The sequence below is a fragment of the Bacillus sp. FSL R5-0593 genome, assembly GCF_038603755.1.
GTDB lineage: Bacteria > Bacillota > Bacilli > Bacillales > Bacillaceae > Bacillus > Bacillus velezensis.
Map to the genome: position 1 here is coordinate 3,147,556 of NZ_CP152011.1, position 22,445 is coordinate 3,170,000.

A 22,445-nucleotide genomic window follows, 5' to 3' on the forward strand; every position below is an offset into this window, starting at 1 on the left:
TTTTCAGTTTGTCGAATGGAGCGACGTGAGTCTGTATGTAATGCTTGTCCGGCCGTTCGCCCATTCGAGCTTTTGGACCTCGCCGGTGCCGGATTTCTCGCCGGTTTTCGTTTTGCGCACGTCCATCGGAATATCAAGAGGATAGACGCGGTAGCCCTCTTTCTCCAATAAAAAGATATTTTCCTCTATCCGTTTTTCATTGCCTTTTGTCACAATCATGGTATTAAATTCAACAGGCATTCCCAAAATGAAAATCCCCTTTCATTCTCTTATTCTTTATTATCATATCATAAATCAGGCATCTTACCGTGTCTTCATCCATTCCGCCAGCCGCCGGACAATGCGTCTGTTTTCCTGCGGCGGAAAATAATGCGTAAAACCGCTGTAATACCAAGTTTCCACCGGTTTCCCCGCCTCTTTCAGCTTGTCCTCGATCATTCGGGCGTGTTCGATCGAAACATTCTCATCATTCTCTCCATGGATGAGCAGCACAGGGGCCTGAATACGGTCTGCGTTTTCAAACGGCGAACGCCATCTGTATTCATCCGGCACCTTTTTCGGCGTGCCTCCGATCACCCGCTTCATCATCCGCCGCATATCCTTCCGCTCTTCATAAGTAAGCACCATATCGCTCACACCGCCCCATGAAACGAGCGAAGCCGCTTGATGCCCCATTTCAATCGCGGTCAAAAGCCCCATGATTCCGCCCCGGGAAAAACCGAAAATATGCACCCGCCCTTCTCTGACGTTCGGATGCTCCCGAAGCAGGCGGAAAGCGGAAAACGCGTCCTCTCTGTCCTCTCCCGCAAAATCTTCATTTCCCTCGCCGCCCTGGTTGCCTCTGTAATAGGGCGCAAACACGACAAAACCTTGGGAAGCGAATTGAACGATTCTTCCGGGGCGTACCATGCCGACATTTTTTATGCCGCCGCGCAAATATAAAAAACCGTCATATGTTCCCGGCGCCGCAGGCTCGGCAAGAAGCCCCTTTACCTTCAGTCCTTCTGACTCATAGCATACCTCAAAGAGGCGGATATGCGGACTCGGAGACGGGAACCTTTTCTTTTCTGCCAGCAAAACAATGGCCTCCTTATATCATCAGTTTTTTTATTCTTTCCCAACGTGAATATGGGCACTCACACATTTTTTATACCCATCATACGATATGTAAAGCAGAAAAGGTTATTTTAACGCTTAAAACAAGGAGGTTACACCGTGAACAAATGGCTCAAAACGGGCTGCGTTTTTGTCATATGCGCCTTTTTCCTGCTCATTCTTCCGGCTTGCAGACAGGAAGAAAGTCTGACAAAGGTAAAGGTGGCGGAAGTCACACACTCCATCTTCTATACGCCTCTGTATGTCGCTGAAGCAAAAGGTTTCTTTAAAAAAGAAGGGCTCCAAGTGTCACTTCAAACAACATGGGGCGGAGACAAAACAATGACATCGCTTTTGTCAAACGGGTCAGACATCGCGCTGATCGGTTCTGAAACATCCATTTACGTGGAGGCGCAGGGAGCAAAAGATCCGGTCATCAACTTCGCGCAGCTGACACAGACGGACGGCACATTTCTCGTGTCACGGAAGGCTGAGAAATCATTCAAATGGAACGATTTAAAAGGAAAAACATTTCTCGGCCAGCGAAAAGGCGGCATGCCCCAAATGGCCGGTGAGTACGTCCTGAAAAAGAATCACATAGAGCCGAAAAAAGACATTAACCTCGTTCAAAACATTGATTTCGCCAATATTCCCAACGCATTCGCATCCGGAACGGGTGATTATGTGCAGCTGTTTGAACCGACGGCATCCCAATTTGAAAAAGAAGGCATCGGCCATATCGTCGCATCCTTCGGAGAAGCTTCCGGCCAAATGCCATACACAACCTTTATGGCAAAAGAAAGTTATTTGAAAACCAATGAAAAGACGGCGGAAAAATTCACCCGCGCCATCTATCGCGCCCAGCAATGGGTGGAAAGCCATCCGGCCAAAGACATCGCAAAAACGATTCAGAAGGAATTTGCCGATACCGATCCGGCCATTATCGAAACATCAATAGAGCGATATAAAAAACAAAAGTCATTCTCTTCAGACCCAGTTCTGCAAAAGGATGAATGGGAACAGCTTCAATCTATTATGGATGAGGCCGGAGAGCTTCCGAAACACATTCCGTACAGCAAACTCGTCAACACAAAAATCGCCAAAAAAGTCACCTCAGAACAATAGGAGGAACATGAATGTCTTTTTTACATGTGGATCATGTAACACATACTTATTTCTCGCTGAAAGAAAAGACAACCGCCGTGAAAGATATACATTTTCAGATTGAAAAAGGGGATTTCATCTCCTTTCTCGGGCCGAGCGGATGCGGAAAAACAACACTCCTGTCCATTCTGGCCGGCCTTATCACCCCTGCGCAAGGCCGGGTGCTGATTGAAGGAAGCGTGCCGAACCATAAAGAACACCAAATCGGTTATATGCTTCAGCAGGATTATTTATTTCCTTGGAAATCAATTGAGGAAAACGTGCTGCTCGGTTTACACATTTCAAAAACATTAACAGAAGAAAAAAGAGCTGAAGTTCTCAGCCTTCTGCCTAAGCTCGGATTAATCGGCGTTGAAAAGAAATACCCGAAAGAGCTCTCAGGCGGGATGCGGCAGCGGGCGGCACTTGCCAGAACTCTTGCGCCGGACCCGGGACTGCTGCTCCTTGATGAACCGTTTTCCGCGCTGGACTTTCAAACGAAGCTTTCCTTGGAAAATCTTGTATTCAGAACATTAAAGGATTTTCAAAAAACCGCCGTGCTCGTCACCCACGATATCGGTGAAGCCATCGCCATGAGCGATACGATCTATTTATTTTCGAATCAGCCGGGCACCATCCACCAAATATTCACCGTGCCTAAGGAGCTCGCGGCTTTAGATCCGTTTGACGCGCGTCAGGATCCGGCCTTTCAGCCGCTGTTTCAAACCATATGGAAGGAGCTGAATTCCCTTGAAAAACAGCAGCGGCACGATTGAACAGCTTCATCAGCAGTTTAAGAAAAGACACCAAAAAGAAAGGCTCCGGATCCGTGCGTATCAGGCCGCCATTTTCATCGTATTTTTTGCCGGCTGGGAAATATCGAGCAGGGCGGGCTGGATCGATCCGTTAATCTTCAGCTCACCCTCCGCCGTTTGCAGGCTTTTAGTTGAAAAGATTGCGGACGGATCCCTTGCGGCGCACATCGGCGTAACCTTAGGAGAAACCGTTCTCGGCTTTTTGCTCGGCACGCTCCTCGGCACATGCCTCGCCGCTCTGTTATGGTGGTCAAACAGGCTCGCCCGGGTTTTAGACCCGTACCTCGTCATTTTAAACGCGATGCCGAAGGTCGCACTCGGACCGATTCTCATCGTGGCACTCGGACCGAATTTCACAAGCATTGTCGCCATGGGAGCAGTCATCAGTGTCATTATCACGACAATCGTCGTCTTTACGGCTTTTCAGGAAGTGGATGAAAACTATATAAAAGTGATGAAAACCTTCGGAGCGAAAAGAAGCATCATGTTTAAAGAAGTCATTCTGCCGGCATGCGCCCCCGCGATTATTTCCGCGCTTAAAGTGAACGTCGGTTTATCCTGGGTCGGTGTCATCGTCGGCGAGTTTCTCGTTTCCGAAAAAGGTCTGGGCTACATGATCATTTACGGATTTCAGGTCTTCAATTTCACTCTTGTATTCTTAAGCCTTCTGATCATCGCGATTTTTGCGACATTGATGTATCAGGGAGTCGAACTGTTAGAAAGAAAATGGACGAAAGGAAAAATTTAAAAAAGACCCGTGCGTAAACGCCGGGTCTTCGTTTTTATGATTGAAATACGCCGTCCTCTTTCAGCTTTTTCAGACTGATCGGAAGCACCGAATCTTTCATAATGAAACTGAATTTTTTATTTCGGGGGAGATTCTCCGGCAGTTCGCTGAACAGCACCGGCCCCTTTGTTTCAAAATAATCAGCCTGTTTTTCAAGCTTTTCAATATCGGCAAAATAAATATTTTTCACGATTACCTTTTCCCTGCCGAGAACTTTATACTGTCCGACGTACTTCAGATGTCTTACCGCGGCGCCGGTTTCTTCTTTCACCTCGCGCAGGGCCGCTTCCTCCGCACATTCCATCGGCTCCACTTTTCCGCCTGGAAATTCAAACCCCCGGTCTTCGTGCTCAGTCAAAAGCCACTTATCTCCATATCGGCATATGACCCACACGTGCTTCGGGCTGTCTGAAAAAGGCTGGTGTTCAAAGGAGAGCTGAACAGTGTTCTGATAATAGTCTTTAAACTCGTACATGTTTATCCCTCTAATCCGTTCCTTCATATCTTCCATACATCATACCACAGTTGCGTTTGTTCGGAAGCCCTTTATCAAAAATTCAGAGGAAAACCATCATACCCGCTAGTATAGCCTCCTTTGAAGCAAATGTTACGGTTTGCGCTTGAATTTATTTTTCAGGGTATCCAATAGGTCGACGAGCACCTGCGGAACCGGTATGCCCAGCGAGCTTGCCGTAATCACGATCTGAACCGATTCGTATAAGATATAAAACATGATAGCCAAATTACGGATGGCGCCTTCGGTATGAAGCAGCTGGTCAAAAAAATGGCAAACTGAGACTAATGCCAGGGTCACGATTTTTTTGACCAGCCGCGCAAAAAGCTTTCTTGCGCTCAGCTGCTGCAAAAGAGATTCTTTTAAGCTTGTACTGATAAACTCAATCGCCATGACCGATAGCAAAATCAGAAACGAATACTGAAAACCTCCGAAGAAAAACCCCGCTGCCGACACGATCACTGCAAAAAACGAAAAGATGCCAAAGTCTTTGCCCACTTGATCCAACATCCTTTCACAGAAACGGCCTTACATTATTCTATGAAAAGTGAATGGAACGGACTGGATTTTTCAGAAAAATGGACAACACCTCTCTTCGGCAGCCAAATAAAAGACCGAGTGCTTTATAGCCCCGGTCTTCCCTTGTTGATTATCCCAAATACGCTTTCAGCATCCAGTTATGTTTTTCGATATTCTGGTGAATGGCAAGCAGCATATCACCGGTCGTTTCGTCTCCTACCTCATCTGCGAGATCCATGCCGCTTTTCAGCTCTTCCGCAATGACAGTGAAATCATCATAAATGTTCTGTACCATTTGTTCTGCGCTCTCATTGCCTTCCGCTTCTTTTACAGACGCTGTCTTCAATGATTCCGTCATTGTGCCGATCGGCTTGCCGTTTAATGCCAGCAGACGTTCTGCCAGATCATCAATATATGTAGCCGTTTCGTTATACAGCTCCTCGAACTTTTCATGCAATGTGAAAAAGTCCTTCCCTTTGACGTACCAATGATAGTTATGTAATTTCACGTACATGACCGTCCAGTTTGCAACTTGCTTATTGACTGCATCCAATAGTTTTTCTGACATGCCTATCTTCCTCCTTTGGTTTACTATTGATATACCCTATATATCGTGTGTTAAAACATAAATTTTTAGCCCTTGATTTTACGGATGGAAAATATGTTATGATTTGTTAAAAAGGAGGGATTTCATGCTGCTTCTTCTGAGCTTCGGCTTTCTTATCGTGCTCGCCGTGCTGCTTTTATCCATCTGGTCGACTGTAAGAGCTTATAATGTAAAACATACGATTGACCCGCCGGAGGACGCATCAAAAGGCTTGACGGATAAAAAAAATCCTTAATGATGATGCGTCTGTTCCTCATGGCCGGAGGAATCATCGGCAGCTTCAGCATTCCCGACACGCACTTTTACAGTCGGCATATTATGCTGCTGTTTTGCCGTTACGTGGGATTGAACGGTATACACACCCTCTTCATCAAATTCAGTCCGCAGGTGATACGCCCCTTTTTCCTCCTTGGCCTTGCTTGTTTTGCTGCTGCCTTTTTTTCCTTCTTTCCATACTTCAAACATGACTTCATCCGCATCCGTGACACGCTTGCCGCCGTAAAAAACCTCCGCCTTGTATTCCGCTTTTTCATGCGGTGCTGCCGTTTCCGGTCCTGTAAGCTTGACCTCAAGCGCTTTAGGCTCTTCATCCGCGGAGGTTTTGTCCGAATTGCCCCCGCAGGAAGATAATAGAAATACCATACCGCACATACCTGCCAATACAGCCCGTTTCATCCCATCACTCCTTCATGTTTGCTTCTATTTTAGCAAACGCTTACACATAAGGTGTGACATTTTTTAGAAATATGTAAAAAAGCCTTTTTGCATGTCAGCAAAAAGGCCTGTTTTTTATCCGAACACTTTCAGCAAATCTTCTTTATCTTGTGACAGCCAGAAACGCATCAGGCGTTTCGCGCCTTCTAAATCATGAAGTTTCGCCTGGCCGCACTGTTTTTCGTTGGCCGCCGGAATCTCCGTAATATCGATGGCTTCTTTTAGCGTAGCGTCAAGCAGGTCTACAATTTCTTCCGCTGTCGGCTCGCCGCTGACAACAAGATAATAGCCTGTCTGGCAGCCCATCGGTGAGATATCTATGATGTCGAAGTGATCGTATTTCTCAGAATGTGTGCGAATCGTAAACGCAAGCAAGTGCTCAAGCGTATGAATCGTATCCGGCTTCATCGCCTGTTTGTTCGGCTGGCAGAAGCGAATGTCAAACTTATTCACGACGCCGTCTGTTCCGACTTTATGCACTCCGCAATGTCTTACATACGGAGCCACAACCGCATTATGGTCAAGCTCAAAACTTTCTACTGAAGGCATAATGGCACTCCCTTTTTTTCAGAATATGCATCCATTATAACACAGTTTTCCGATAAGAATTGTGGCGGAAGCTTTTCAATCTGAAATTTTTTTTCTATACTAGCATCAGAAAGGTGGTTTTTTTGATGAAAACCATAATGATTGCTTTAATTCGCGGATACCAGAAGTTCATCTCTCCGCTGACGCCGCCGTCATGCCGCTTTTATCCGACGTGTTCGCAGTACGGAATCGAAGCCGTCAAGACTCACGGCGCATTAAAAGGCGGATGGCTGACACTGAAGCGGATTTTAAAGTGCCACCCTTTTCATCCGGGCGGTGTTGATCCCGTACCGGACAAAAAACAAAAACATTAGTCCATATGCTGGTAGCCGTCGATCACCAGATCAAGTTTACCGGTTTCAGGATCAATCACCAGACCGTGCACCGGCACATTGTCAGGGAATAGCGGATGGTGTTTAATGACGTTTACGCTGTCTGTAACACTCGCTTCTACTGAATCAAAGCTTTTCAGCCATTGATCAAGATCAACTCCTGAGTGCTTCAGCATGTCAATCCGCTCTTTCGGAATACCGCGGTCGATAATTTTATCGAGCATATCCTCGCTGTTGATTTTGCTCATGCCGCAATCATGGTGGCCGATAACGCAGACTTCATCGGCGTTTAATTCGTATACGGCCACTAAAAGGCTGCGCATGATACTTCCGAACGGGTGGGCGACAAGCGCGCCGGCACTTTTAATAATTTTCACATCGCCGTTTCGCATATTCATCGCATGCGGAAGCAATTCTACAAGACGTGTGTCCATACAGGACAAAATCGCCATTTTTTTATCCGGGAATTTAGATGTTTGGTATTTTTCATAATCTTTGTTTTTAGTGAACTGCTCATTAAATTGCATGATATCGTTTAGAAGACTCATCTTGGTGTTTCCTTTCTGCTTTTTTATTCACAATATAACATAAGACGGGTCATTTCGTCACTCCCCGCACGAGATGACAAAGTGCTCAATAAATAAGACAAACCCCATTGGGCTTGTCTTATTTTCCCATATTGTATTTTTTGTTGAACTGTTCGACTCTCCCGCCTTTTTCGTTGAACTTTTGGCGGCCTGTATAAAACGGATGCGTATCTGAGCTGACTTCTACTTTAATCAGCGGGTATGTTTTTCCGTCTTCCCACTCTGCCGTTTCCGCTGACGTTTTCGTAGAATGGCTTAAAAAGCGATAGCCGCTGTTCACATCTTGAAAAATCACTTGATGGTTATCCGGATGAATATCTTTTTTCATGCTGATCTCCCTTTCTCAAATCGTAATTATTACGTTTTATTTTAAACCTTAAATAACCGCTTGTCAATCATATATGCCCTGATCCCTTGATTTCTAAACCCTGCACATATATGGAATCGGAAGAATAATCTAATCGCTTCAGCAAATAATATAACCACATTACATAAAACGGTAATTTAGAAAGGCGGTTTATGATCGTGGATGATTTAGTATTAGCCAGAAGCCTGTTCGGGACAACCATGGGCTTTCATATTATTTTTGCGACGCTTGGTGTCGGCTTGCCTCTGATGATTTTAATGGCTGAATTGATTTATCAAAAAACAAAAGATCCGCATTATGCCATTATGGCGAAAAGGTGGACGAAGGCGCAGGCTGTTCTGCTCGGCGTGGCGATACCGACCGGAACGATCGCGGGTACACAGCTTGCCCTTTTGTGGCCCGGATTTATGGAAGTCATCGGCAGGGTGATGTCCCTCCCGTTTCAGATTGAAATTTATGCATTCTTTATCGAAGCGCTGTTTATGTCCATTTATGTCTACGCCGCTGACCGGCTGACTCCGGCGATGCGCATCATTGCCGTAATTTTCGTTTTGATCGGCGCCGCGGCATCCGCCGTCTTAATCACAAATGTTCACGCATTTGAAGGAACGCCGGCCGGCTTTAAAATTTTAAACGGCAAAATCACTGACGTCGAACCTTGGGCAGCGTTTTTTAATCCAAGCTTTTTCACCACCGCGGGCCATGTCGTTCTGACGGCTTTCATGACCGGGGCATTTATCGTTGCGTCAGTTGCGGCTTATAAAATGCTGAGAACGAGAAAACAGGAGCAGGTATACCGCTTTCACCGAAAAGCGCTGCTGCTCGCCTTAACGATCGGCGGAATCTTTTCCATTCTTGCCTCTTTAAACGGTCACGAGTCAGCCCAGCTTCTTTACGAATACCAGCCTGAGAAGCTTGCGGGCGCAGAAGGGCTCTTTGAAACTAGATCACACGCTCCGCTTGCGATCGGGGGTTTTACTGATGCAAAAGAAGAAAAAGTAAAATGGGCGATAGAAGTGCCATGGGCTTTAAGCTTTTTGGCTGCAAACAGCTTTGATACCGTCGTCAAAGGATTGAACGCGTTTCCGAAAGACGAGTGGCCGCCTTTATTCATCCATACACTGTTTAACGGAATGGTCGGCATTGGAATGCTGCTCATTTTGTACTCAATCATCGGCATCGTGTGGAGAAAAATTTTAAAGAAAGACAGCTTTCCGACTTGGCTTTTGATTTTATTTTTAACCGCAGGACCGCTCAGTCTGATCGGAATTGAATTCGGGTGGATATTCGCTTGTACGGGGCGGCAGCCATGGGTGATTTACCATCTCTTGAAAACGTCTGATGTCGTCACGACAACCGGTTCAATCGGTTTGCTGTTCATCCTGTTTACGGTCGTTTACGCCATTTTGGCAGCCGCAGTCATTTATGTGCTGCTTTATTATTTCCGCAAACATCCCGTTGAGGAGGATGTAAAAGCGGCGGAATCCTAACTATAGAAAGGGCTGAATTAAAATGGACATTACCATGGATGCTCTCATTGCGATATCAATCGTATGGGGCTTCGTGTTTATCTACGCGGTCATGGCAACGATGGACTTCGGAGCCGGCTTTTGGTCGATGATTTATTTAAATAAAGAACAAACAAAGGCGACAAACATCGCCAACCGTTATTTGTCCCCGACATGGGAAGTGACCAACGTCTTTATCGTCGCAATCGTTGTCGCCCTATTCAGCTTCTTTCCAGGGGCAACCTTCGTGCTGGGAACCGTTTTATTGATCCCGGGGAGTATTATTTTGCTGCTTTTAGCCATCCGCAGCGGCTTTCTCGTCTTCTCCAATACGGCGAAGGAAAGAAAAATCATGAGATATATCTCCGGAATTTCGGGCTTCATTATTCCCGCTGTGCTGATTTTGGTCCTTCCGGTCACACACGGAGGATTTATTGAGAAGACGGGCGGAGTGTATCAACTGAATTTGGCAAATGTCTTTACAAGCCTTAATGCGTATGCGTTTATCGGCTTTGCCATTTTAAGCACTTTATTTTTATCTTCACTGCTTCTGGCCGATTTTTCAAATGTTGCGGAAGAGGAGCATGCGTACCGCATCTACAGACGGAGTTCTTTACTAACAGGGCCGCTTTCGCTTCTATTTGCCTTCTTCATTATGCTGACATTACGCAACGAAGCCGGCTGGCTGTATACGGGGATGATGAAAGACAAGACATGGCTTATCCTGTCTGTTATCATGTTTTTCATTGCCGGCGCGGCCCTGTTTTTGCCGAATAAACGCTTCGGCCGCAACCTCGGCAAACCGAGAATCGCCATGATCGCCATTGCGCTTCAATACTTTCTGGCAAGCTATGCATACGGACGGGCGCATCTTCCTTATATGATTTATCCGGATATTACGGTCATGTCAGGATTTACGGAGCCGGCCACCTTCAGGGCGCTGTTTATGACGTATATCGTCGCTTTCATCATTTTGTTTCCCGGGTTTTATTTCTTCTGGAAGCTCTTTATGAAAGACAGACGTTATATCCGCCAGGAGGAATAACAAAAATCAGGGCGGCTCATACTAATGGCGTACCTTTTATCTTGGAGGGGAGCCAGCATGGACCAAAAAATTCTGTGTGAAGTCAATAACTGTTCATATTGGGGCAGAGGAAACAAATGCACGGCCGACGCGATTTATGTGGTCAGCCATACAGGCGAAACCGCTGAAAAAAGTGAAGAAACGGATTGCAAAACCTTTAAACCGCATGATTTATAAAAGAAAAGAGCTGTTTTATACAGCTCTTTTTCATTTCCGCGCCGCAAGCCTTTTTGAAATCAGCACCTGAGCCGGGGAAAATCGCGCTGATGAAAAGCATGGAAGAAAGGCAGTTTGTCAGTATAGGCGGCAGACGGTACGATCAGTATCGCATTCATGACAAGCACAGAATTTTTTATCAAGATGTACATGTTTGCCCCAGCCAGAAAGCAACACCTGCGATGTAAAGCCGACACTGTTTGAAGAATAAAAAAATCATCGCATCCGCCTATTAAAAAAACCGGCTGATACAGCCGGTTCAAACGGGGGAAGGGGTGATAATGAACAATTTCAATATAACAGCAGCATACAGGCAGCTCAACTCGCTGAAATGTCTTTTTATCAATTGTTTGTCGTAAAAACGTCCATTTGCGTGACGTATTTTCTCATTATTTCCTGATTGACTTCAACACCCAGTCCGGGACCGTCCGGAACAGAGATGAATCCCTCTTCGATACGTATGTCGGGAGTGACAATATCCTCCTCCCAGTATCGGTCTGATGAGGAAATATCACCCGGTATCGTAAATTGCGGCAGCGAAGCAAGCGCGACTGTCTGCGCTCTCGAAATGCCGGTTTCAAACATTCCGCCGCACCAAACCGGCATGTGATGCTCTCTGCATAAGTCATGTATTTTTAAAGCCTCTGTCAGGCCTCCTACACGCGCCGGTTTTATGTTAATGATTTTACAGCTCCCAAGCTCAATCGCCCGCCTCGCGTCATCATATGAGCATATGCTTTCATCAAGGCATACCGCGGTTCTCAAGTGTTTCTGCAGGTGGCGGTGATCGACAATATCATCTGCCTGAAGCGGCTGTTCTATCATCATGAGCTGGAATTCATCCAACTCTTTCAGCCTGCTGATGTCTTTCAGTTCATATGCCGAGTTGGCATCCGCCATCAGCGGTACGTTCGGAAAACGGCTGCGGATGGATCTGACCAGATCAACGTCATGGCCGGGCTGAATTTTTATTTTTATACGTTGATAACCTTCTTTTACGTATTGCTCAATTTCCCGAAGCATCTCATCAGCCGAAGCCAGACCCACCGCCACGCCGGCGGGCACTTTATCTCTTTTGCCCCCTAAGGCTTCTGCGAGAGATATCCCCTTTTTCTTGGCATATAGATCCCACACGGCTGATTCAAGCCCCGCTTTTGCCATGCGGTTTCCTTTGAAACGCGCGAGACTGTCAGGAACTTCTGACGGATGGAAAAACTCGCGGCCTACGACATTTGGGATGAAAAAATCTCTCAGCATATGCGCACATGTCTGAATCGTTTCTTCTGTATACCACGGAGAAGAAAACGCCGATACCTCCCCCCAGCCGGTTCTCCCGGTTTCATCGATCGCTTCCACGATCAAAAATTTACGATCCTGCAGCGTTTCAATACTTGTTTTAAACGGTTTTTTCAGCCTCATACTTACATGATAAAGGGTGATTTTTTCAATCTTAATCATGACAATTCTCCTTTACGAAGCTCATTCAGCCGATGCCTCATCAGTTTATTGGACGCGTTCCGCGGGAGCCCGTCAACCTTGAAAAAAGCAGCCGGTATTTTATATTTTGCAAGCCGCTCACGGCAAAAAGCGGTCAGCTCCTCAGAACTGACAGAAGAAGTCAGCACGAGAAAAGCATGCGGCACTTTCCCCCACTTCGGATCTTCGGCTCCCGAAACACCGGCCTCCGCTACAGCCGGATGGGCAAGCAGCGCCGCTTCCACTTCTGCCGGGTAGATGTTCTCTCCGCCTGAAATAATGAGGTCCGACCGCCTGTCCAGCACGTATAAAAACCCTTCATCATCCAAATAGCCAAGATCGCCCGTTTTAAACCATCCATTATGAAAAGCGGCCTGGTTCGCGTCGTCACGATGATAATACCCTTTCATTACATTCGGGCCTTTCACCGTAATTTCACCGTGTTCAAACGGCGCACAAGGGCTTCCGTCTTTTTCAATTCTAATTTCGCATGAAAACAGCGGTTTACCGGCCGAGCCGAGCTTGTCCATACTGAATTCCGGAGAAAGCGTGACAATCTGTGAGCAGGTTTCAGTCAAGCCGTAAGATTGAAATACCGGAAATTGTTTCCTGCGGCATTCTTCAAGGAGCGGCAGTGGTGCCGGACCCCCGCCAAGCAGAATGCAGCGCAGTGATTCAGGACATTGTTCAGTTTCCGCAAGCAGGCCCGAAAGCATGGTCTGCACCGCTGAAATGATCGTGACCTGATGGGAGCTGATGCTGTCCAGCACATCAGTGACAGAAAATTTTTGATGAAGCACGACAGGCATGCCGTAAATGACCGACTTAAACAGCGCAGACAGACCGCTGATATGAAACAGCGGCAGCGCAATAAGCCAGCGGTCCCGCTCCGTGACCCCCAGATTCAGCGCAGACGATACAGCGCTGGAATAATGATTACCGAAAGTCTGCTGCACCCCCTTCGGCCTTCCCGTTGTTCCTGACGTATACATAAGAGTCGCCGTATCATCAAGCGTTACATAAGCTTCAGGTTCAATGTCTCCCGCGGCTTCAGCCTGCAGCTCGTCCACGTCCGCAGCGGCGACCGCAGATTCATATTCTTCACGGCAAAAACCGTCCTCCGTCAATAAAAGCTTAGCCTGTGAATCTTTGAGCTGAAACATCCGTTCCTGTTTTGAGAGCTTCGTATTCAACAGCACAGCTTCCGCCCCTAATAAGAAACAGGCGTGAACGGCATAAACCATTTCCGGTCTGTTAGAAAGCAAAATCGCGGCCCGGTCTCCTTTTTTAAGCGAGCAGTATTTGGACAGCCGCGCGGCCATTTGTTTAGAAGCATGATATAATTCTCTGAATGTCATCTGTTTGTTTTCAAATATGAGAGCGATTCTCTCTGGTGTCAGCTGAGCCCTTTGAATGAGCCAATTCGGCTGTTCTGTCAGCATGTTATCATCTCCGAGGTAAAAGTACTGTTTTTGAAAAGAAAACAGCTTGGACCAGAGCGGCTCAAGCTGTTTCGTAGTGTCATCTGATCACGGAAAACGAGGGAATTGACCGAAATCGGGACTGCGTTTCTCTTTAAAGGAATCGCGGCCTTCTTTCGCTTCGTCAGTCGTGTAATAAAGAAGCGTTGCATCTCCTGCAAATTGCTGAATTCCGGCGAGGCCGTCTGTATCAGCGTTAAATGCCGCTTTAAGGAAACGAAGGGCTGTAGGGCTTTTCTCAAGCATTTCTTCACACCATTTAATTGTTTCCTCTTCAAGTTTCTCTAATGGGACAACTGTATTGACAAGCCCCATGTCGAGCGCTTCCTGCGCGTTGTATTGACGGCACAAGTACCAGATTTCACGGGCTTTCTTATGTCCGACGATACGCGCCAGGTAACCTGAGCCGTAACCTGCATCAAAGCTTCCCACTTTCGGTCCGGTTTGGCCGAAAATCGCGTTATCGGCCGCAATCGTTAAATCACAGACGACATGAAGCACATGGCCTCCGCCGATGGCATAGCCTGATACCATCGCTACGACCGGTTTAGGAATAACACGGATCAAACGCTGAAGATCAAGCACATTCAGACGCGGGATCTGATCGTCTCCGACATATCCGCCGTGACCACGGACTTTTTGGTCTCCGCCTGAACAGAATGCTTTATCTCCCGCTCCCGCAAGAACGATGACACCAATATTGGAGTCATCACGCGCACGAGCAAACGCGTCAATCATTTCTGATACCGTCTTAGGAGTAAATGCGTTATGTACCTCCGGGCGGTTAATTGTTATTTTTGCAATACCGTTATACGTCTCGTACAGGATTTCATCGTACTGACGTTCACTTTTCCATTCTGCAGCCATTGATATGACCTCCTTCATTTTTGCCTGAGTCCGGCCGAAAAGCTATTTTCTTTATGCTTTATAAGCCGTATAAAAACTCACTTACTATCTTACCAAAAATTCGCGGCTGTTCCACATGTACCGTGTGCCCCGCCTTTTTGACAACCTCTATTTTACTTGATGGGAGCAGGTTATGCACCTTTTGATTAATAACGCAAAACTTTTCATCCCATTCTCCGCATATGAGCAGAACGGGCGCTTTGATGCGGTGTAATGCCTCCCACCAGGAAGGCTGTGAGCCCGTCCCCATTCCGAGCAGGCTGCCTGCAAGTCCGGACGGATTATTTTTCAGCCTGCCGGCACGGATGGACGCCTTTATGCTGTCCGGCAGAGAAAGCTGCGTGGCAAACAACGGAATGCCCTCCCAATAATCGACAAACGATGTTATACCTTCCTGCAATATAAAGTCAGCAAGCTTCCGGTCTGACTGAATCCGCTTTTTGCGTTCCTGAAGCGTGCTGAGGCCCGGAGTTGTACTTTCCAAGACAAGCGCTGACACCCGATGCGGAAATGCCTGTGCAAAGGAATACGCAAGTCTTCCCCCCATAGAATAACCAATAAGTTTCACTTTGTGAAGTTTTAATTGGTCAAAAACGGCGGCAAGGTCCGCAACCTGCCGGCTCGCACTGTACCTTGCCGCTTGCACAGGCGCGTCTGTCTCCCCGTGGCCCAGGCAGTCAATCATCACCATTCGTTCGCCGGGAAACATGCCGCGTAAAAACATCCATGATTCTTTGCTGCCCGTAAATCCATGCAGACAAACAATAGTTTCAGATGATTCGTGTCCGCTATCAGCAGCACGATAGCATACGCCGTCGGCCGTTTTAACTGTTACAGTTTCCATTCTTTTTTCACTTCCCGCACTGCGGCCTGCAGCAGATCGCGATGGAATTGAACTCTTGATGTCCGATCTGTTTTCAGCTCGATTATATGAAGTCCGGGCTTGTCCGCCTGCGGCTGATACGCATCCTTAAATGCTTCCCATGTCTCAGGGCAAGTATACGTCCCGCCGTACAGTGCGGCGGCATGCCGGAAATCAAGGCCCGTCGGCGTACCGAACAGTTCTTCAAAATGAGTCTTATCAGATGCCTGCGGCAAAAACGAGAAAATCCCGCCGCCATCATTGTTTATTAAAATAACCGTAAGCGGAATTCCAAGTTTTTTAGCCGCTAACAGCCCGTTTAAATCATGGTAAAACGATAAATCTCCAATGACAAGCGTGACAGGAGCTTTTGTACCTTCACACAGTCCCATAGCCGAGGAGACAACTCCGTCAATTCCGTTAGCGCCGCGGTTGGCATAAACACGGAAGGAACGATCTTGTTTTTCAAAGAACGTATCCACGTCGCGAATCGGCATGCTGTTGCCGACAAAAATCGAACTGCCTTCAGGGACAAGGTACTGAAGCTGACGATATACATTTCCTTCAAATGATAAATCATCCATGCTCGCGTCCTGTAAATGACTCCGGAAACGCTCATTGACAAACTGCCATTTCTCAAGCCATCCGGACGGCCGCTTTCCGGTTTCAGCTGAACGGACCGCTTCCAAAAACACCGACGGATGGCAATGAATCATATGCGCGCCGGCCTGGGTGGGATCTCTCCATCCTCCGTCTTCATCGACGATAAACTGCTCAATGGCAGGATCATCTCTGAGCCATAAAAAGAGCGGTTTGGAAACCGGCATCGGACCGAAGCGGATCACAGCGTCCGGACGCAGCGCCTCTTTTATTTCTTCATCTTTTAAAAACGAGTCATAAGCATCAATAATCAGCGTCTTATCATGCTCCCCGTTTCGGAGATTTGAAAGCGGATCAGCCAAAATCGGGAACTGAAGCATCTCGGCAAGCGCGATGATTTGCTGCTTTTCTGCTTCACCGTGAATTTCGCCGCAGACGATCATACCTCTTTCGGTCCCCGCGAGACGCTCTGTAATATGATAGAGAGAATCTTGATCAGCTGACTGAATCCCTGTTGTGACTGAGACGTGCCGCCCCTTTCTCATTCTTTCAAAAGGTGCGGCTGATAAATCCGGCATCAAAGGCTCTCTGAGCGGCACATTGATATGGACCGGCCCCATCGGGCGCTTCCCGGCTTCACTTACGGCTCTGCCGGCCAATGTTCTGATATAGCTCAGCATTTGAGGATTTTCCTCAGGCAGAGCCGAGTCTGTGAAAAACTTAACAAAGTTACCGAACAGAAAATGCTGGTTAATCGCCTGAGGCGCCCCCACTTCCCTCAATTCATGAGGCCGGTCAGCAGTCAGGACAATAAGAGGCACTCTTGAATAATGAGCTTCAATCACGGCCGGATAGAAGTTAGCCGCCGCCGTTCCTGACGTACAAATCAGCATGACCGGACGCTGGCGGGCTTTTGCAAGACCGAGTGCGAAAAAACCTGCGGATCGTTCATCAATCTGTATATGGACTTGAATATCCGGGTGGGCCGCCGCCAAAACCGCCAAGGGAGTTGACCTCGATCCCGGGCAAACAACCGCGTCGGTGACACCCGATAGGGCGAATTCATCAATAAAGCTTCCGATATAATGTGTAATCGGGTTTGTCAAAGCCTTTCACCTCCTAAAGCAGAGATCATCGGCTTTAGTTTAATTTGTGTTTCTTCATATTCTGATTGCGGATCTGAATCTTCAACAATGCCGCAGCCTGCGAAAAGCCGCGCACTTTTGCCTTCAATCAGCCCTGATCGGATAGCCACGACAAATTCTCCGTTTTCCCTGCCGTCCATCCAGCCGATCGGGGCCGCGTACCATCCGCGTGTCATCGGTTCAATATCAGCGATAACTTCAACAGCTTTCTGCTGGGGAGCTCCGCCCAATGCCGGTGTGGGATGCAGCTTTTCAATTAAATCAAACAGGGAAGCGGACGTTTTAAGATGGCCTGTGATCGGTGTATATAGATGCTGAACACTTTTTGTTTTATATAATTGCGGACCTGCAGGCTTTTTCACATCGCTGCAGCTCGACAAGAAAGAATCGTGTATCATCTGAACCACAAAATCATGTTCCGCGAGATTTTTTTCGTCATGCAGCAGCTCTTTGCCGAGACGGTCATCTTCTTGTTGACTTTCTCCGCGCTTAATTGAACCTGCCAGACAGGTGGACATGACGTCTTTGCCGGATTTTTTGATCAGCCGTTCCGGTGAAGCGCCGACAAAGCATTTATCTCCCTGCTCAATCGCAAAAACATAGCTTGTCGTTTGGTCCGTCAAAAGCTTGCGGACAACGCTCTCCGCCGGAATAGGCCCATCATATGACAAAACGACTTCCCTTGCCAGCACGACTTTATCATATTGATTTGCTTTCATATCATTTGTTGCTGTTTTAATGGCTTCAAGCCAGTTTTCCACATCAAGTTCTTCCGCTTTTGTTAAAACAGGATATTCTTCATACTCGATTGAAGAAACTGAAAAAGCTTCCGAAAAAGATTTCAGACGTTTCAGCGTATCTTCTGCCTGATTACCGTCTGCCGCCCATTGATTGACGGTTAAATAATCACCATCTGCCGTCTTTGTCAGCATGAGTGAGGGGATAAAGAACAGTCCTTCTTCGAACCCGTTCCATTCGTCTCCTCTCTCTTCAGCGGGATTAAATGAAAAACCGCCGAATAAGACAGGGCCGACCGCGGTATGCGCCGCCTCTTCTTCTTCATGAATATGAAAAGCCGTCTTTTTAAAGCGCTCCCATTGTTCAAAAACGTCGTGATAACGCTTTCCATTTTTTTCATTCGATTGGAACAGCGCTTCTGTGCCAAGACCGACTATTGTTAATTCGCTACCGGGTTCTGACCAAAAAAATCGTTTGCCTTTATATTTTTTTGCTCCGTCTTTGAAAAATGATAGAGGGTCTAAAGACGCAATACGTCTTGAATAGCTCAATAAGACAGCATGGTTGACTTGTTTGGCTTTATGTAATGCATGATCTGCTTCCTCTCGGAACGTATGCTGCACCGTTGTCACCATGAGACATTCCTCCATAATCCGTTAAATGCTTTTAATACAATACACCTGTGATGACTTTGTGTCAAACACACAGATTTGAGCACGACAAAATGCCTGCATTTCTTATTATAAACCTTTTTGCGCAAATGAATAAAGAAACAAACTTGAATTTTCTTTCCCCACTCTCGGCAATCACTGTATCCTTTTACTTCCTCATGGGAAAATGACTATTTTTATCCACCATTTTTCTGCGCAAAAGCGTTCATACTAACAGTAAGCATCACATAGAAACGAGGGATTGATGTGCTTACAAACGAACAGATCACACACTTAAAAAAAGAATTGGAAGAAGCCAGACATGATATTTTAAGCCGCTTTAAAGAAAATGATCAATTTCAGTTAGCTGATGAATTCCCGTATCAGTCATCCGGCGAATTGTCTTCCTATGACAATCATCCCGGCGATCAGGCGACCGAATTATATGAGCGGGAAAAAGACCTGGCTCTGCTCGACCATGAACGGGAGCACCTTCGCGACATTGATTACTCTCTGAAACAAATTGAAAACGGCACATACGGCACATGTGAAGTCAGCGGCAAGGACATTCCTTATGACAGACTCGAAGCTCTGCCGACGGCTACGACATTGGCGGAATATTCCTCGCAGGATGCCGTTTCCAAAGACAGGCCGATTGAAGAGGAAACACCGTTCGGACAGTTTGAATTTGATGATGATGAATCAATCCGGGCGACTTACGATAGTGAAGATGCTTATCAGGATGTTGAGGAATACGGAAACTCAGAAACGCCTCAGGATTTAGAGGATCCTCCGCTCAGCTATGGGGATATGACAATGAACTCAGAAGAAAACATCGGCTATGCTGAGGATTATGAAAACTTTATCGCGACAGATATTACCGGAAAAAACATTTCCGTGTATCCAAGCAAAGCACACGAAAAATATGAACAGGAACTGGACGAAGAAGGAATTATGACGACCTTTGGCGATCTTCATGCTGATTAAAACCCCGGCAGGCCGGGGTTTTTGAATACAAATAAATGGTTTGCTGCATTTTTACACTGAAAACTCATACACTTAATGATGCATGAACCTTTTAAAAGGTTTAATATTTCCAAAAAAGGGAACTAACGTATTGACATTGAATGACGGAGGGAACAAATGAAAAAGAAGTATATCGGTGCGATTATTGTATTTATCATTACATATGTCTTGTTTTCTTTAGCGGGGGTTCTCTTTCCCATCGACCGGGAATGGTATGACGCGCTGCAAAAACCTGACTGGACGCCGAGCGGATCAGTGATCGGCATCATATGGGCGGTTTTGTTTGCGTTTATTTCGCTCTCAGCAGCCTTGATATACGCAAAGTTTTCATGTAAAGAATCAAAAGCTTTTTGGGTGATGCTTCTCATCAATTATATCGTGAATCAAGGATTCAGCTATTTTCAATTCACACAGAAAAATTTGCTTGCTGCATCTATCGATTGCCTGCTTGTGGCTGTGACAACACTCATTCTGTTGCTCATTGCCGGTAAATACAGTAAAGCTTCAGCCTGGCTTCTGGTCCCTTATTTATTATGGAGCGCTTTTGCCACATACCTGTCTTTTACCATTTACGCTATGAACGCATAATAAAAAACCTTGCATAGTATGCAAGGTTTTTTTAATGACCCGTACGGGATTCGAACCCGTGTTACCGCCGTGAAAGGGCGGTGTCTTAACCGCTTGACCAACGGGCCTTATGGCGGAGAAGGAGGGATTTGAACCCTCGCGCCGCTTACACGACCTACACCCTTAGCAGGGGCGCCTCTTCAGCCACTTGAGTACTTCTCCGTATGGCTCCACAGGCAGGATTCGAACCTGCGACCGATCGGTTAACAGCCGATAGCTCTACCACTGAGCTACTGTGGAAAAATCATCATGGTGGGCCTGAGTGGACTCGAACCACCGACCTCACGCTTATCAGGCGTGCGCTCTAACCAGCTGAGCTACAGGCCCATGACAATATAAAAATGGAGCGGGTGATGGGAATCGAACCCACGACATCAGCTTGGAAGGCTGAGGTTTTACCACTAAACTACACCCGCATGTTGTTTGGGGCGATTGATGGGAATCGAACCCACGAGTGCCAGAGCCACAATCTGGTGCGTTAACCACTTCGCCACAACCGCCAAAACAATATTAAATTAAATGGTGGCTCGGGACGGAATCGAACCGCCGACACACGGATTTTCAGTCCGTTGCTCTACCAACTGAGCTACCGAGCCTTTTTATAAATGGCGGTCCGGACGGGACTCGAACCCGCGACCTCCTGCGTGACAGGCAGGCATTCTAACCAACTGAACTACCGGACCATTTTTTGGTTGCGGGGGCAGGATTTGAACCTGCGACCTTCGGGTTATGAGCCCGACGAGCTACCGAACTGCTCCACCCCGCGATGATAATTAAATTAGATATGGCGGAGGAAGAGGGATTCGAACCCCCGCGGGCTTTGACACCCCTGTCGGTTTTCAAGACCGATCCCTTCAGCCAGACTTGGGTATTCCTCCGTATAAGTGGTGGACCTTGTAGGACTCGAACCTACGACCGGACGGTTATGAGCCGTCTGCTCTAACCAACTGAGCTAAAGGTCCAATGGTAGCGGCGGAGGGGATCGAACCCCCGACCTCACGGGTATGAACCGTACGCTCTAGCCAGCTGAGCTACACCGCCAAAAAACAATTAAAATCAAGTGGAGCCTAGCGGGATCGAACCGCTGACCTCCTGCGTGCAAAGCAGGCGCTCTCCCAGCTGAGCTAAGGCCCCAAAATGGTCGGGAAGACAGGATTCGAACCTGCGACCCCATGGTCCCAAACCATGTGCTCTACCAAGCTGAGCTACTTCCCGTTTTCAAAAGTATGTATGGCGCGCCCGAGAGGAGTCGAACCCCTAACCTTTTGATCCGTAGTCAAACGCTCTATCCAATTGAGCTACGGGCGCAATAATAAGTGCCGAGGGCCGGACTTGAACCGGCACGGTAGTCACCTACCGCAGGATTTTAAGTCCTGTGTGTCTGCCAATTCCACCACCCCGGCATGGATGGTATAGTATAGTTGGAGCGGAAGACGGGATTCGAACCCGCGACCCCCACCTTGGCAAGGTGATGTTCTACCACTGAACTACTTCCGCGTTTGGCAATGCGGATGAAGGGACTTGAACCCCCACGTCTGTAAAGACACTAGAGCCTGATTCTAGCGCGTCTGCCAATTCCGCCACATCCGCAAGAAAAACATGGTGAGCCATGAAGGACTCGAACCTTCGACCCTCTGATTAAAAGTCAGATGCTCTACCAACTGAGCTAATGGCTCTTATTACAAGAGACTTATATAGTATAACATATAAAGGTGGTGCCGGCAAGAGGACTTGAACCCCCAACCTACTGATTACAAGTCAGTTGCTCTACCAATTGAGCTACACCGGCTTAATACGCCAACTTATGTATGATAGGAATGGTGGAGGATGACGGGCTCGAACCGCCGACCCTCTGCTTGTAAGGCAGATGCTCTCCCAGCTGAGCTAATCCTCCGTATATTACACTTGCGTGTAATGGCTTGGCGGCGTCCTACTCTCACAGGGGGAAACCCCCGACTACCATCGGCGCTGAAGAGCTTAACTTCCGTGTTCGGCATGGGAACGGGTGTGACCTCTTCGCTATCGCCACCAAACCATTGAGAGTGTTCTCTCAAAACT

At 47.2% G+C, this 22,445-nt stretch carries 25 protein-coding genes, 21 tRNA genes and 1 rRNA gene; 10 read left to right on the forward strand and 37 right to left on the reverse strand.

Annotated elements, in window-relative coordinates:
- Positions 1 to 3 precede the first annotated feature (3 nt).
- Complete coding sequence (locus NYE36_RS15515) at positions 4 to 246, reverse strand: DUF2584 domain-containing protein (RefSeq protein ID WP_003152249.1); 243 nt, start codon at positions 244 to 246, stop codon at positions 4 to 6.
- 57 nt (positions 247 to 303) lie between these two features.
- Positions 304 to 1,077 (reverse strand): prolyl oligopeptidase family serine peptidase, encoded by a 774-nt coding sequence (locus tag NYE36_RS15520; protein WP_032871657.1) that lies wholly within the window; start codon positions 1,075 to 1,077, stop codon positions 304 to 306.
- Between the two features lie 138 nt (positions 1,078 to 1,215).
- Between NYE36_RS15520 and NYE36_RS15525 the strand changes: the two genes are divergently transcribed.
- Genes NYE36_RS15525 through NYE36_RS15535 form a run of 3 tightly spaced genes read left to right on the forward strand, consistent with a single transcriptional unit; the run spans position 1,216 to position 3,801 of the window.
- Complete coding sequence (locus tag NYE36_RS15525) at positions 1,216 to 2,220, forward strand: ABC transporter substrate-binding protein (protein ID WP_265451421.1); 1,005 nt, start codon at positions 1,216 to 1,218, stop codon at positions 2,218 to 2,220.
- 11 nt (positions 2,221 to 2,231) lie between these two features.
- Entirely contained in the window at positions 2,232 to 3,014 is a 783-nt protein-coding gene (locus NYE36_RS15530) for an ABC transporter ATP-binding protein (protein ID WP_003152246.1), read from the forward strand.
- Positions 2,989 to 3,801, forward strand: coding sequence for an ABC transporter permease (locus NYE36_RS15535; protein ID WP_265451420.1), 813 nt, complete (start codon positions 2,989 to 2,991; stop codon positions 3,799 to 3,801). Before NYE36_RS15530 ends, NYE36_RS15535 begins: the two co-directional genes overlap by 26 nt.
- 34 nt (positions 3,802 to 3,835) lie before the next feature.
- Here the strand turns inward: NYE36_RS15535 and ytkD are convergent, their stop codons facing one another.
- The 3 genes from ytkD to NYE36_RS15550 form a co-directional block, all read right to left on the reverse strand.
- Complete coding sequence (gene ytkD, locus NYE36_RS15540) at positions 3,836 to 4,315, reverse strand: RNA deprotection pyrophosphohydrolase (protein WP_003152244.1); 480 nt, start codon at positions 4,313 to 4,315, stop codon at positions 3,836 to 3,838.
- A 132-nt stretch (positions 4,316 to 4,447) separates the two neighbouring features.
- Positions 4,448 to 4,852 carry a holin family protein gene (locus NYE36_RS15545; protein WP_007408834.1) on the reverse strand — a complete coding sequence of 135 codons (405 nt, stop codon included), beginning with the start codon at positions 4,850 to 4,852 and terminating at the stop codon, positions 4,448 to 4,450.
- 151 nt (positions 4,853 to 5,003) lie between these two features.
- The gene (locus NYE36_RS15550; protein WP_007408835.1) at positions 5,004 to 5,441 is read right to left on the reverse strand and encodes a Dps family protein; all 438 of its coding nucleotides are present in this window, start codon (positions 5,439 to 5,441) and stop codon (positions 5,004 to 5,006) included.
- A gap of 124 nt (positions 5,442 to 5,565) precedes the next feature.
- Between NYE36_RS15550 and ytzI the strand changes: the two genes are divergently transcribed.
- Positions 5,566 to 5,715 carry a YtzI protein gene (gene ytzI / locus NYE36_RS15555; RefSeq protein ID WP_007408836.1) on the forward strand — a complete coding sequence of 50 codons (150 nt, stop codon included), beginning with the start codon at positions 5,566 to 5,568 and terminating at the stop codon, positions 5,713 to 5,715.
- Here ytzI and NYE36_RS15560 read toward each other — a convergent pair.
- Together NYE36_RS15560 and NYE36_RS15565 are read right to left on the reverse strand one after the other, a co-directional pair.
- A complete protein-coding gene (locus tag NYE36_RS15560) occupies positions 5,712 to 6,155 on the reverse strand; it encodes a FixH family protein (protein WP_015418059.1) in 444 nt (147 codons plus the stop codon). The two genes, ytzI and NYE36_RS15560, sit on opposite strands and share 4 nt — an antisense overlap.
- A gap of 114 nt (positions 6,156 to 6,269) precedes the next feature.
- Positions 6,270 to 6,743: an S-ribosylhomocysteine lyase gene (locus NYE36_RS15565; RefSeq protein ID WP_003152237.1), complete on the reverse strand. Its 474-nt coding sequence runs from the start codon at positions 6,741 to 6,743 to the stop codon at positions 6,270 to 6,272.
- A 125-nt stretch (positions 6,744 to 6,868) separates the two neighbouring features.
- On the opposite strand from NYE36_RS15565, the gene yidD reads away from it, so the two are divergent.
- The gene (gene yidD, locus NYE36_RS15570; protein WP_003152235.1) at positions 6,869 to 7,096 is read left to right on the forward strand and encodes a membrane protein insertion efficiency factor YidD; all 228 of its coding nucleotides are present in this window, start codon (positions 6,869 to 6,871) and stop codon (positions 7,094 to 7,096) included.
- On the opposite strand, the gene NYE36_RS15575 is transcribed toward yidD, so the two are convergent.
- Positions 7,093 to 7,662, reverse strand: a complete 570-nt coding sequence (locus tag NYE36_RS15575) for a carbonic anhydrase (RefSeq protein ID WP_003152233.1) — start codon at positions 7,660 to 7,662, stop codon at positions 7,093 to 7,095. The genes yidD and NYE36_RS15575 overlap by 4 nt on opposite strands.
- Positions 7,663 to 7,780: 118 nt before the next feature.
- Positions 7,781 to 8,029 (reverse strand): type B 50S ribosomal protein L31, encoded by a 249-nt coding sequence (locus NYE36_RS15580; RefSeq protein WP_007408839.1) that lies wholly within the window; start codon positions 8,027 to 8,029, stop codon positions 7,781 to 7,783.
- Positions 8,030 to 8,226: 197 nt separating this feature from the next.
- Here NYE36_RS15580 and NYE36_RS15585 point away from each other — a divergent pair, with 197 nt between their 5' ends.
- The 3 genes from NYE36_RS15585 to NYE36_RS15595 are packed head-to-tail and all read left to right on the forward strand — an operon-like array spanning position 8,227 to position 10,837.
- Positions 8,227 to 9,558, forward strand: coding sequence for a cytochrome ubiquinol oxidase subunit I (locus NYE36_RS15585; RefSeq protein WP_015418060.1), 1,332 nt, complete (start codon positions 8,227 to 8,229; stop codon positions 9,556 to 9,558).
- Positions 9,559 to 9,580: 22 nt separating this feature from the next.
- Entirely contained in the window at positions 9,581 to 10,621 is a 1,041-nt protein-coding gene (locus NYE36_RS15590; RefSeq protein WP_033574245.1) for a cytochrome d ubiquinol oxidase subunit II, read from the forward strand.
- A 57-nt stretch (positions 10,622 to 10,678) separates the two neighbouring features.
- Complete coding sequence (locus tag NYE36_RS15595; protein ID WP_007408842.1) at positions 10,679 to 10,837, forward strand: DUF1540 domain-containing protein; 159 nt, start codon at positions 10,679 to 10,681, stop codon at positions 10,835 to 10,837.
- 381 nt (positions 10,838 to 11,218) lie between these two features.
- On the opposite strand, the gene menC is transcribed toward NYE36_RS15595, so the two are convergent.
- From menC to NYE36_RS15625, 6 genes are all read right to left on the reverse strand, one after another.
- Complete coding sequence (gene menC, locus NYE36_RS15600; RefSeq protein WP_007408844.1) at positions 11,219 to 12,334, reverse strand: o-succinylbenzoate synthase; 1,116 nt, start codon at positions 12,332 to 12,334, stop codon at positions 11,219 to 11,221.
- Positions 12,331 to 13,794, reverse strand: coding sequence for an o-succinylbenzoate--CoA ligase (locus tag NYE36_RS15605; RefSeq protein WP_015418062.1), 1,464 nt, complete (start codon positions 13,792 to 13,794; stop codon positions 12,331 to 12,333). Before NYE36_RS15605 ends, menC begins: the two co-directional genes overlap by 4 nt.
- Before the next feature lie 87 nt (positions 13,795 to 13,881).
- On the reverse strand, positions 13,882 to 14,700 hold the full coding sequence (gene menB / locus NYE36_RS15610; RefSeq protein WP_015418063.1) for a 1,4-dihydroxy-2-naphthoyl-CoA synthase: 819 nt from the start codon (positions 14,698 to 14,700) through the stop codon (positions 13,882 to 13,884).
- Positions 14,701 to 14,758: 58 nt separating this feature from the next.
- Positions 14,759 to 15,583 (reverse strand): 2-succinyl-6-hydroxy-2,4-cyclohexadiene-1-carboxylate synthase, encoded by an 825-nt coding sequence (gene menH / locus NYE36_RS15615; RefSeq protein WP_064107387.1) that lies wholly within the window; start codon positions 15,581 to 15,583, stop codon positions 14,759 to 14,761.
- Positions 15,571 to 17,307, reverse strand: a complete 1,737-nt coding sequence (gene menD / locus NYE36_RS15620; RefSeq protein WP_265451418.1) for a 2-succinyl-5-enolpyruvyl-6-hydroxy-3-cyclohexene-1-carboxylic-acid synthase — start codon at positions 17,305 to 17,307, stop codon at positions 15,571 to 15,573. The genes menH and menD overlap by 13 nt, the downstream gene beginning before the upstream one ends.
- Complete coding sequence (locus tag NYE36_RS15625; RefSeq protein WP_033574247.1) at positions 17,304 to 18,719, reverse strand: isochorismate synthase MenF; 1,416 nt, start codon at positions 18,717 to 18,719, stop codon at positions 17,304 to 17,306. Before NYE36_RS15625 ends, menD begins: the two co-directional genes overlap by 4 nt.
- A gap of 282 nt (positions 18,720 to 19,001) precedes the next feature.
- Here NYE36_RS15625 and NYE36_RS15630 point away from each other — a divergent pair, with 282 nt between their 5' ends.
- Complete coding sequence (locus NYE36_RS15630; protein ID WP_007408850.1) at positions 19,002 to 19,721, forward strand: TraR/DksA C4-type zinc finger protein; 720 nt, start codon at positions 19,002 to 19,004, stop codon at positions 19,719 to 19,721.
- A 156-nt stretch (positions 19,722 to 19,877) separates the two neighbouring features.
- Positions 19,878 to 20,348 (forward strand): tryptophan-rich sensory protein, encoded by a 471-nt coding sequence (locus tag NYE36_RS15635; protein WP_064115632.1) that lies wholly within the window; start codon positions 19,878 to 19,880, stop codon positions 20,346 to 20,348.
- 35 nt (positions 20,349 to 20,383) lie between these two features.
- On the opposite strand, the gene NYE36_RS15640 is transcribed toward NYE36_RS15635, so the two are convergent.
- From NYE36_RS15640 to rrf, 22 genes are all read right to left on the reverse strand, one after another.
- Positions 20,384 to 20,455 (reverse strand) — tRNA-Glu (locus NYE36_RS15640).
- 3 nt (positions 20,456 to 20,458) lie between these two features.
- Positions 20,459 to 20,549 (reverse strand) — tRNA-Ser (locus NYE36_RS15645).
- Positions 20,550 to 20,552: 3 nt separating this feature from the next.
- Positions 20,553 to 20,627, reverse strand: a tRNA-Asn gene (locus tag NYE36_RS15650).
- A 10-nt stretch (positions 20,628 to 20,637) separates the two neighbouring features.
- Positions 20,638 to 20,714, reverse strand: a tRNA-Ile gene (locus tag NYE36_RS15655).
- A 15-nt stretch (positions 20,715 to 20,729) separates the two neighbouring features.
- Positions 20,730 to 20,803: transfer RNA gene (locus tag NYE36_RS15660), tRNA-Gly, on the reverse strand.
- A gap of 8 nt (positions 20,804 to 20,811) precedes the next feature.
- A tRNA-His gene (locus NYE36_RS15665) sits at positions 20,812 to 20,887 on the reverse strand.
- 20 nt (positions 20,888 to 20,907) lie between these two features.
- Positions 20,908 to 20,983: transfer RNA gene (locus NYE36_RS15670), tRNA-Phe, on the reverse strand.
- Between the two features lie 10 nt (positions 20,984 to 20,993).
- Positions 20,994 to 21,070, reverse strand: a tRNA-Asp gene (locus tag NYE36_RS15675).
- A 6-nt stretch (positions 21,071 to 21,076) separates the two neighbouring features.
- Positions 21,077 to 21,153: transfer RNA gene (locus NYE36_RS15680), tRNA-Met, on the reverse strand.
- Between the two features lie 19 nt (positions 21,154 to 21,172).
- Positions 21,173 to 21,265, reverse strand: a tRNA-Ser gene (locus NYE36_RS15685).
- 7 nt (positions 21,266 to 21,272) lie between these two features.
- Positions 21,273 to 21,349: transfer RNA gene (locus NYE36_RS15690), tRNA-Ile, on the reverse strand.
- 2 nt (positions 21,350 to 21,351) lie between these two features.
- Positions 21,352 to 21,428 (reverse strand) — tRNA-Met (locus NYE36_RS15695).
- A 20-nt stretch (positions 21,429 to 21,448) separates the two neighbouring features.
- Positions 21,449 to 21,521 (reverse strand) — tRNA-Ala (locus NYE36_RS15700).
- Between the two features lie 4 nt (positions 21,522 to 21,525).
- Positions 21,526 to 21,602 (reverse strand) — tRNA-Pro (locus tag NYE36_RS15705).
- A gap of 16 nt (positions 21,603 to 21,618) precedes the next feature.
- A tRNA-Arg gene (locus tag NYE36_RS15710) sits at positions 21,619 to 21,695 on the reverse strand.
- Positions 21,696 to 21,704: 9 nt separating this feature from the next.
- Positions 21,705 to 21,790 (reverse strand) — tRNA-Leu (locus NYE36_RS15715).
- 19 nt (positions 21,791 to 21,809) lie between these two features.
- Positions 21,810 to 21,884, reverse strand: a tRNA-Gly gene (locus NYE36_RS15720).
- A 9-nt stretch (positions 21,885 to 21,893) separates the two neighbouring features.
- A tRNA-Leu gene (locus NYE36_RS15725) sits at positions 21,894 to 21,977 on the reverse strand.
- A gap of 10 nt (positions 21,978 to 21,987) precedes the next feature.
- A tRNA-Lys gene (locus NYE36_RS15730) sits at positions 21,988 to 22,063 on the reverse strand.
- Between the two features lie 37 nt (positions 22,064 to 22,100).
- Positions 22,101 to 22,176: transfer RNA gene (locus NYE36_RS15735), tRNA-Thr, on the reverse strand.
- A gap of 29 nt (positions 22,177 to 22,205) precedes the next feature.
- Positions 22,206 to 22,281 (reverse strand) — tRNA-Val (locus tag NYE36_RS15740).
- A gap of 23 nt (positions 22,282 to 22,304) precedes the next feature.
- Positions 22,305 to 22,420, reverse strand: a 5S ribosomal RNA gene (rrf, locus tag NYE36_RS15745).
- Positions 22,421 to 22,445: the final 25 nt, after the last annotated feature.

Coding starts and splice junctions, on each gene's coding strand:
- menC (WP_007408844.1), bottom strand. CDS start 12,334: ATGATTAAGATTGAAAAAATCACCCTTTATCATGTAAGTATGAGGCTG.
- NYE36_RS15575 (WP_003152233.1), bottom strand. CDS start 7,662: ATGAGTCTTCTAAACGATATCATGCAATTTAATGAGCAGTTCACTAAA.
- ytzI (WP_007408836.1), top strand. CDS start 5,566: ATGCTGCTTCTTCTGAGCTTCGGCTTTCTTATCGTGCTCGCCGTGCTG.
- NYE36_RS15590 (WP_033574245.1), top strand. CDS start 9,581: ATGGACATTACCATGGATGCTCTCATTGCGATATCAATCGTATGGGGC.
- ytkD (WP_003152244.1), bottom strand. CDS start 4,315: ATGTACGAGTTTAAAGACTATTATCAGAACACTGTTCAGCTCTCCTTT.
- NYE36_RS15565 (WP_003152237.1), bottom strand. CDS start 6,743: ATGCCTTCAGTAGAAAGTTTTGAGCTTGACCATAATGCGGTTGTGGCT.
- NYE36_RS15635 (WP_064115632.1), top strand. CDS start 19,878: ATGAAAAAGAAGTATATCGGTGCGATTATTGTATTTATCATTACATAT.
- NYE36_RS15580 (WP_007408839.1), bottom strand. CDS start 8,029: ATGAAAAAAGATATTCATCCGGATAACCATCAAGTGATTTTTCAAGAT.
- NYE36_RS15625 (WP_033574247.1), bottom strand. CDS start 18,719: ATGGTGACAACGGTGCAGCATACGTTCCGAGAGGAAGCAGATCATGCA.
- menB (WP_015418063.1), bottom strand. CDS start 14,700: ATGGCTGCAGAATGGAAAAGTGAACGTCAGTACGATGAAATCCTGTAC.
- NYE36_RS15560 (WP_015418059.1), bottom strand. CDS start 6,155: ATGAAACGGGCTGTATTGGCAGGTATGTGCGGTATGGTATTTCTATTA.
- menH (WP_064107387.1), bottom strand. CDS start 15,583: ATGGAAACTGTAACAGTTAAAACGGCCGACGGCGTATGCTATCGTGCT.
- NYE36_RS15550 (WP_007408835.1), bottom strand. CDS start 5,441: ATGTCAGAAAAACTATTGGATGCAGTCAATAAGCAAGTTGCAAACTGG.
- NYE36_RS15605 (WP_015418062.1), bottom strand. CDS start 13,794: ATGCTGACAGAACAGCCGAATTGGCTCATTCAAAGGGCTCAGCTGACA.
- NYE36_RS15530 (WP_003152246.1), top strand. CDS start 2,232: ATGTCTTTTTTACATGTGGATCATGTAACACATACTTATTTCTCGCTG.
- NYE36_RS15595 (WP_007408842.1), top strand. CDS start 10,679: ATGGACCAAAAAATTCTGTGTGAAGTCAATAACTGTTCATATTGGGGC.
- yidD (WP_003152235.1), top strand. CDS start 6,869: ATGAAAACCATAATGATTGCTTTAATTCGCGGATACCAGAAGTTCATC.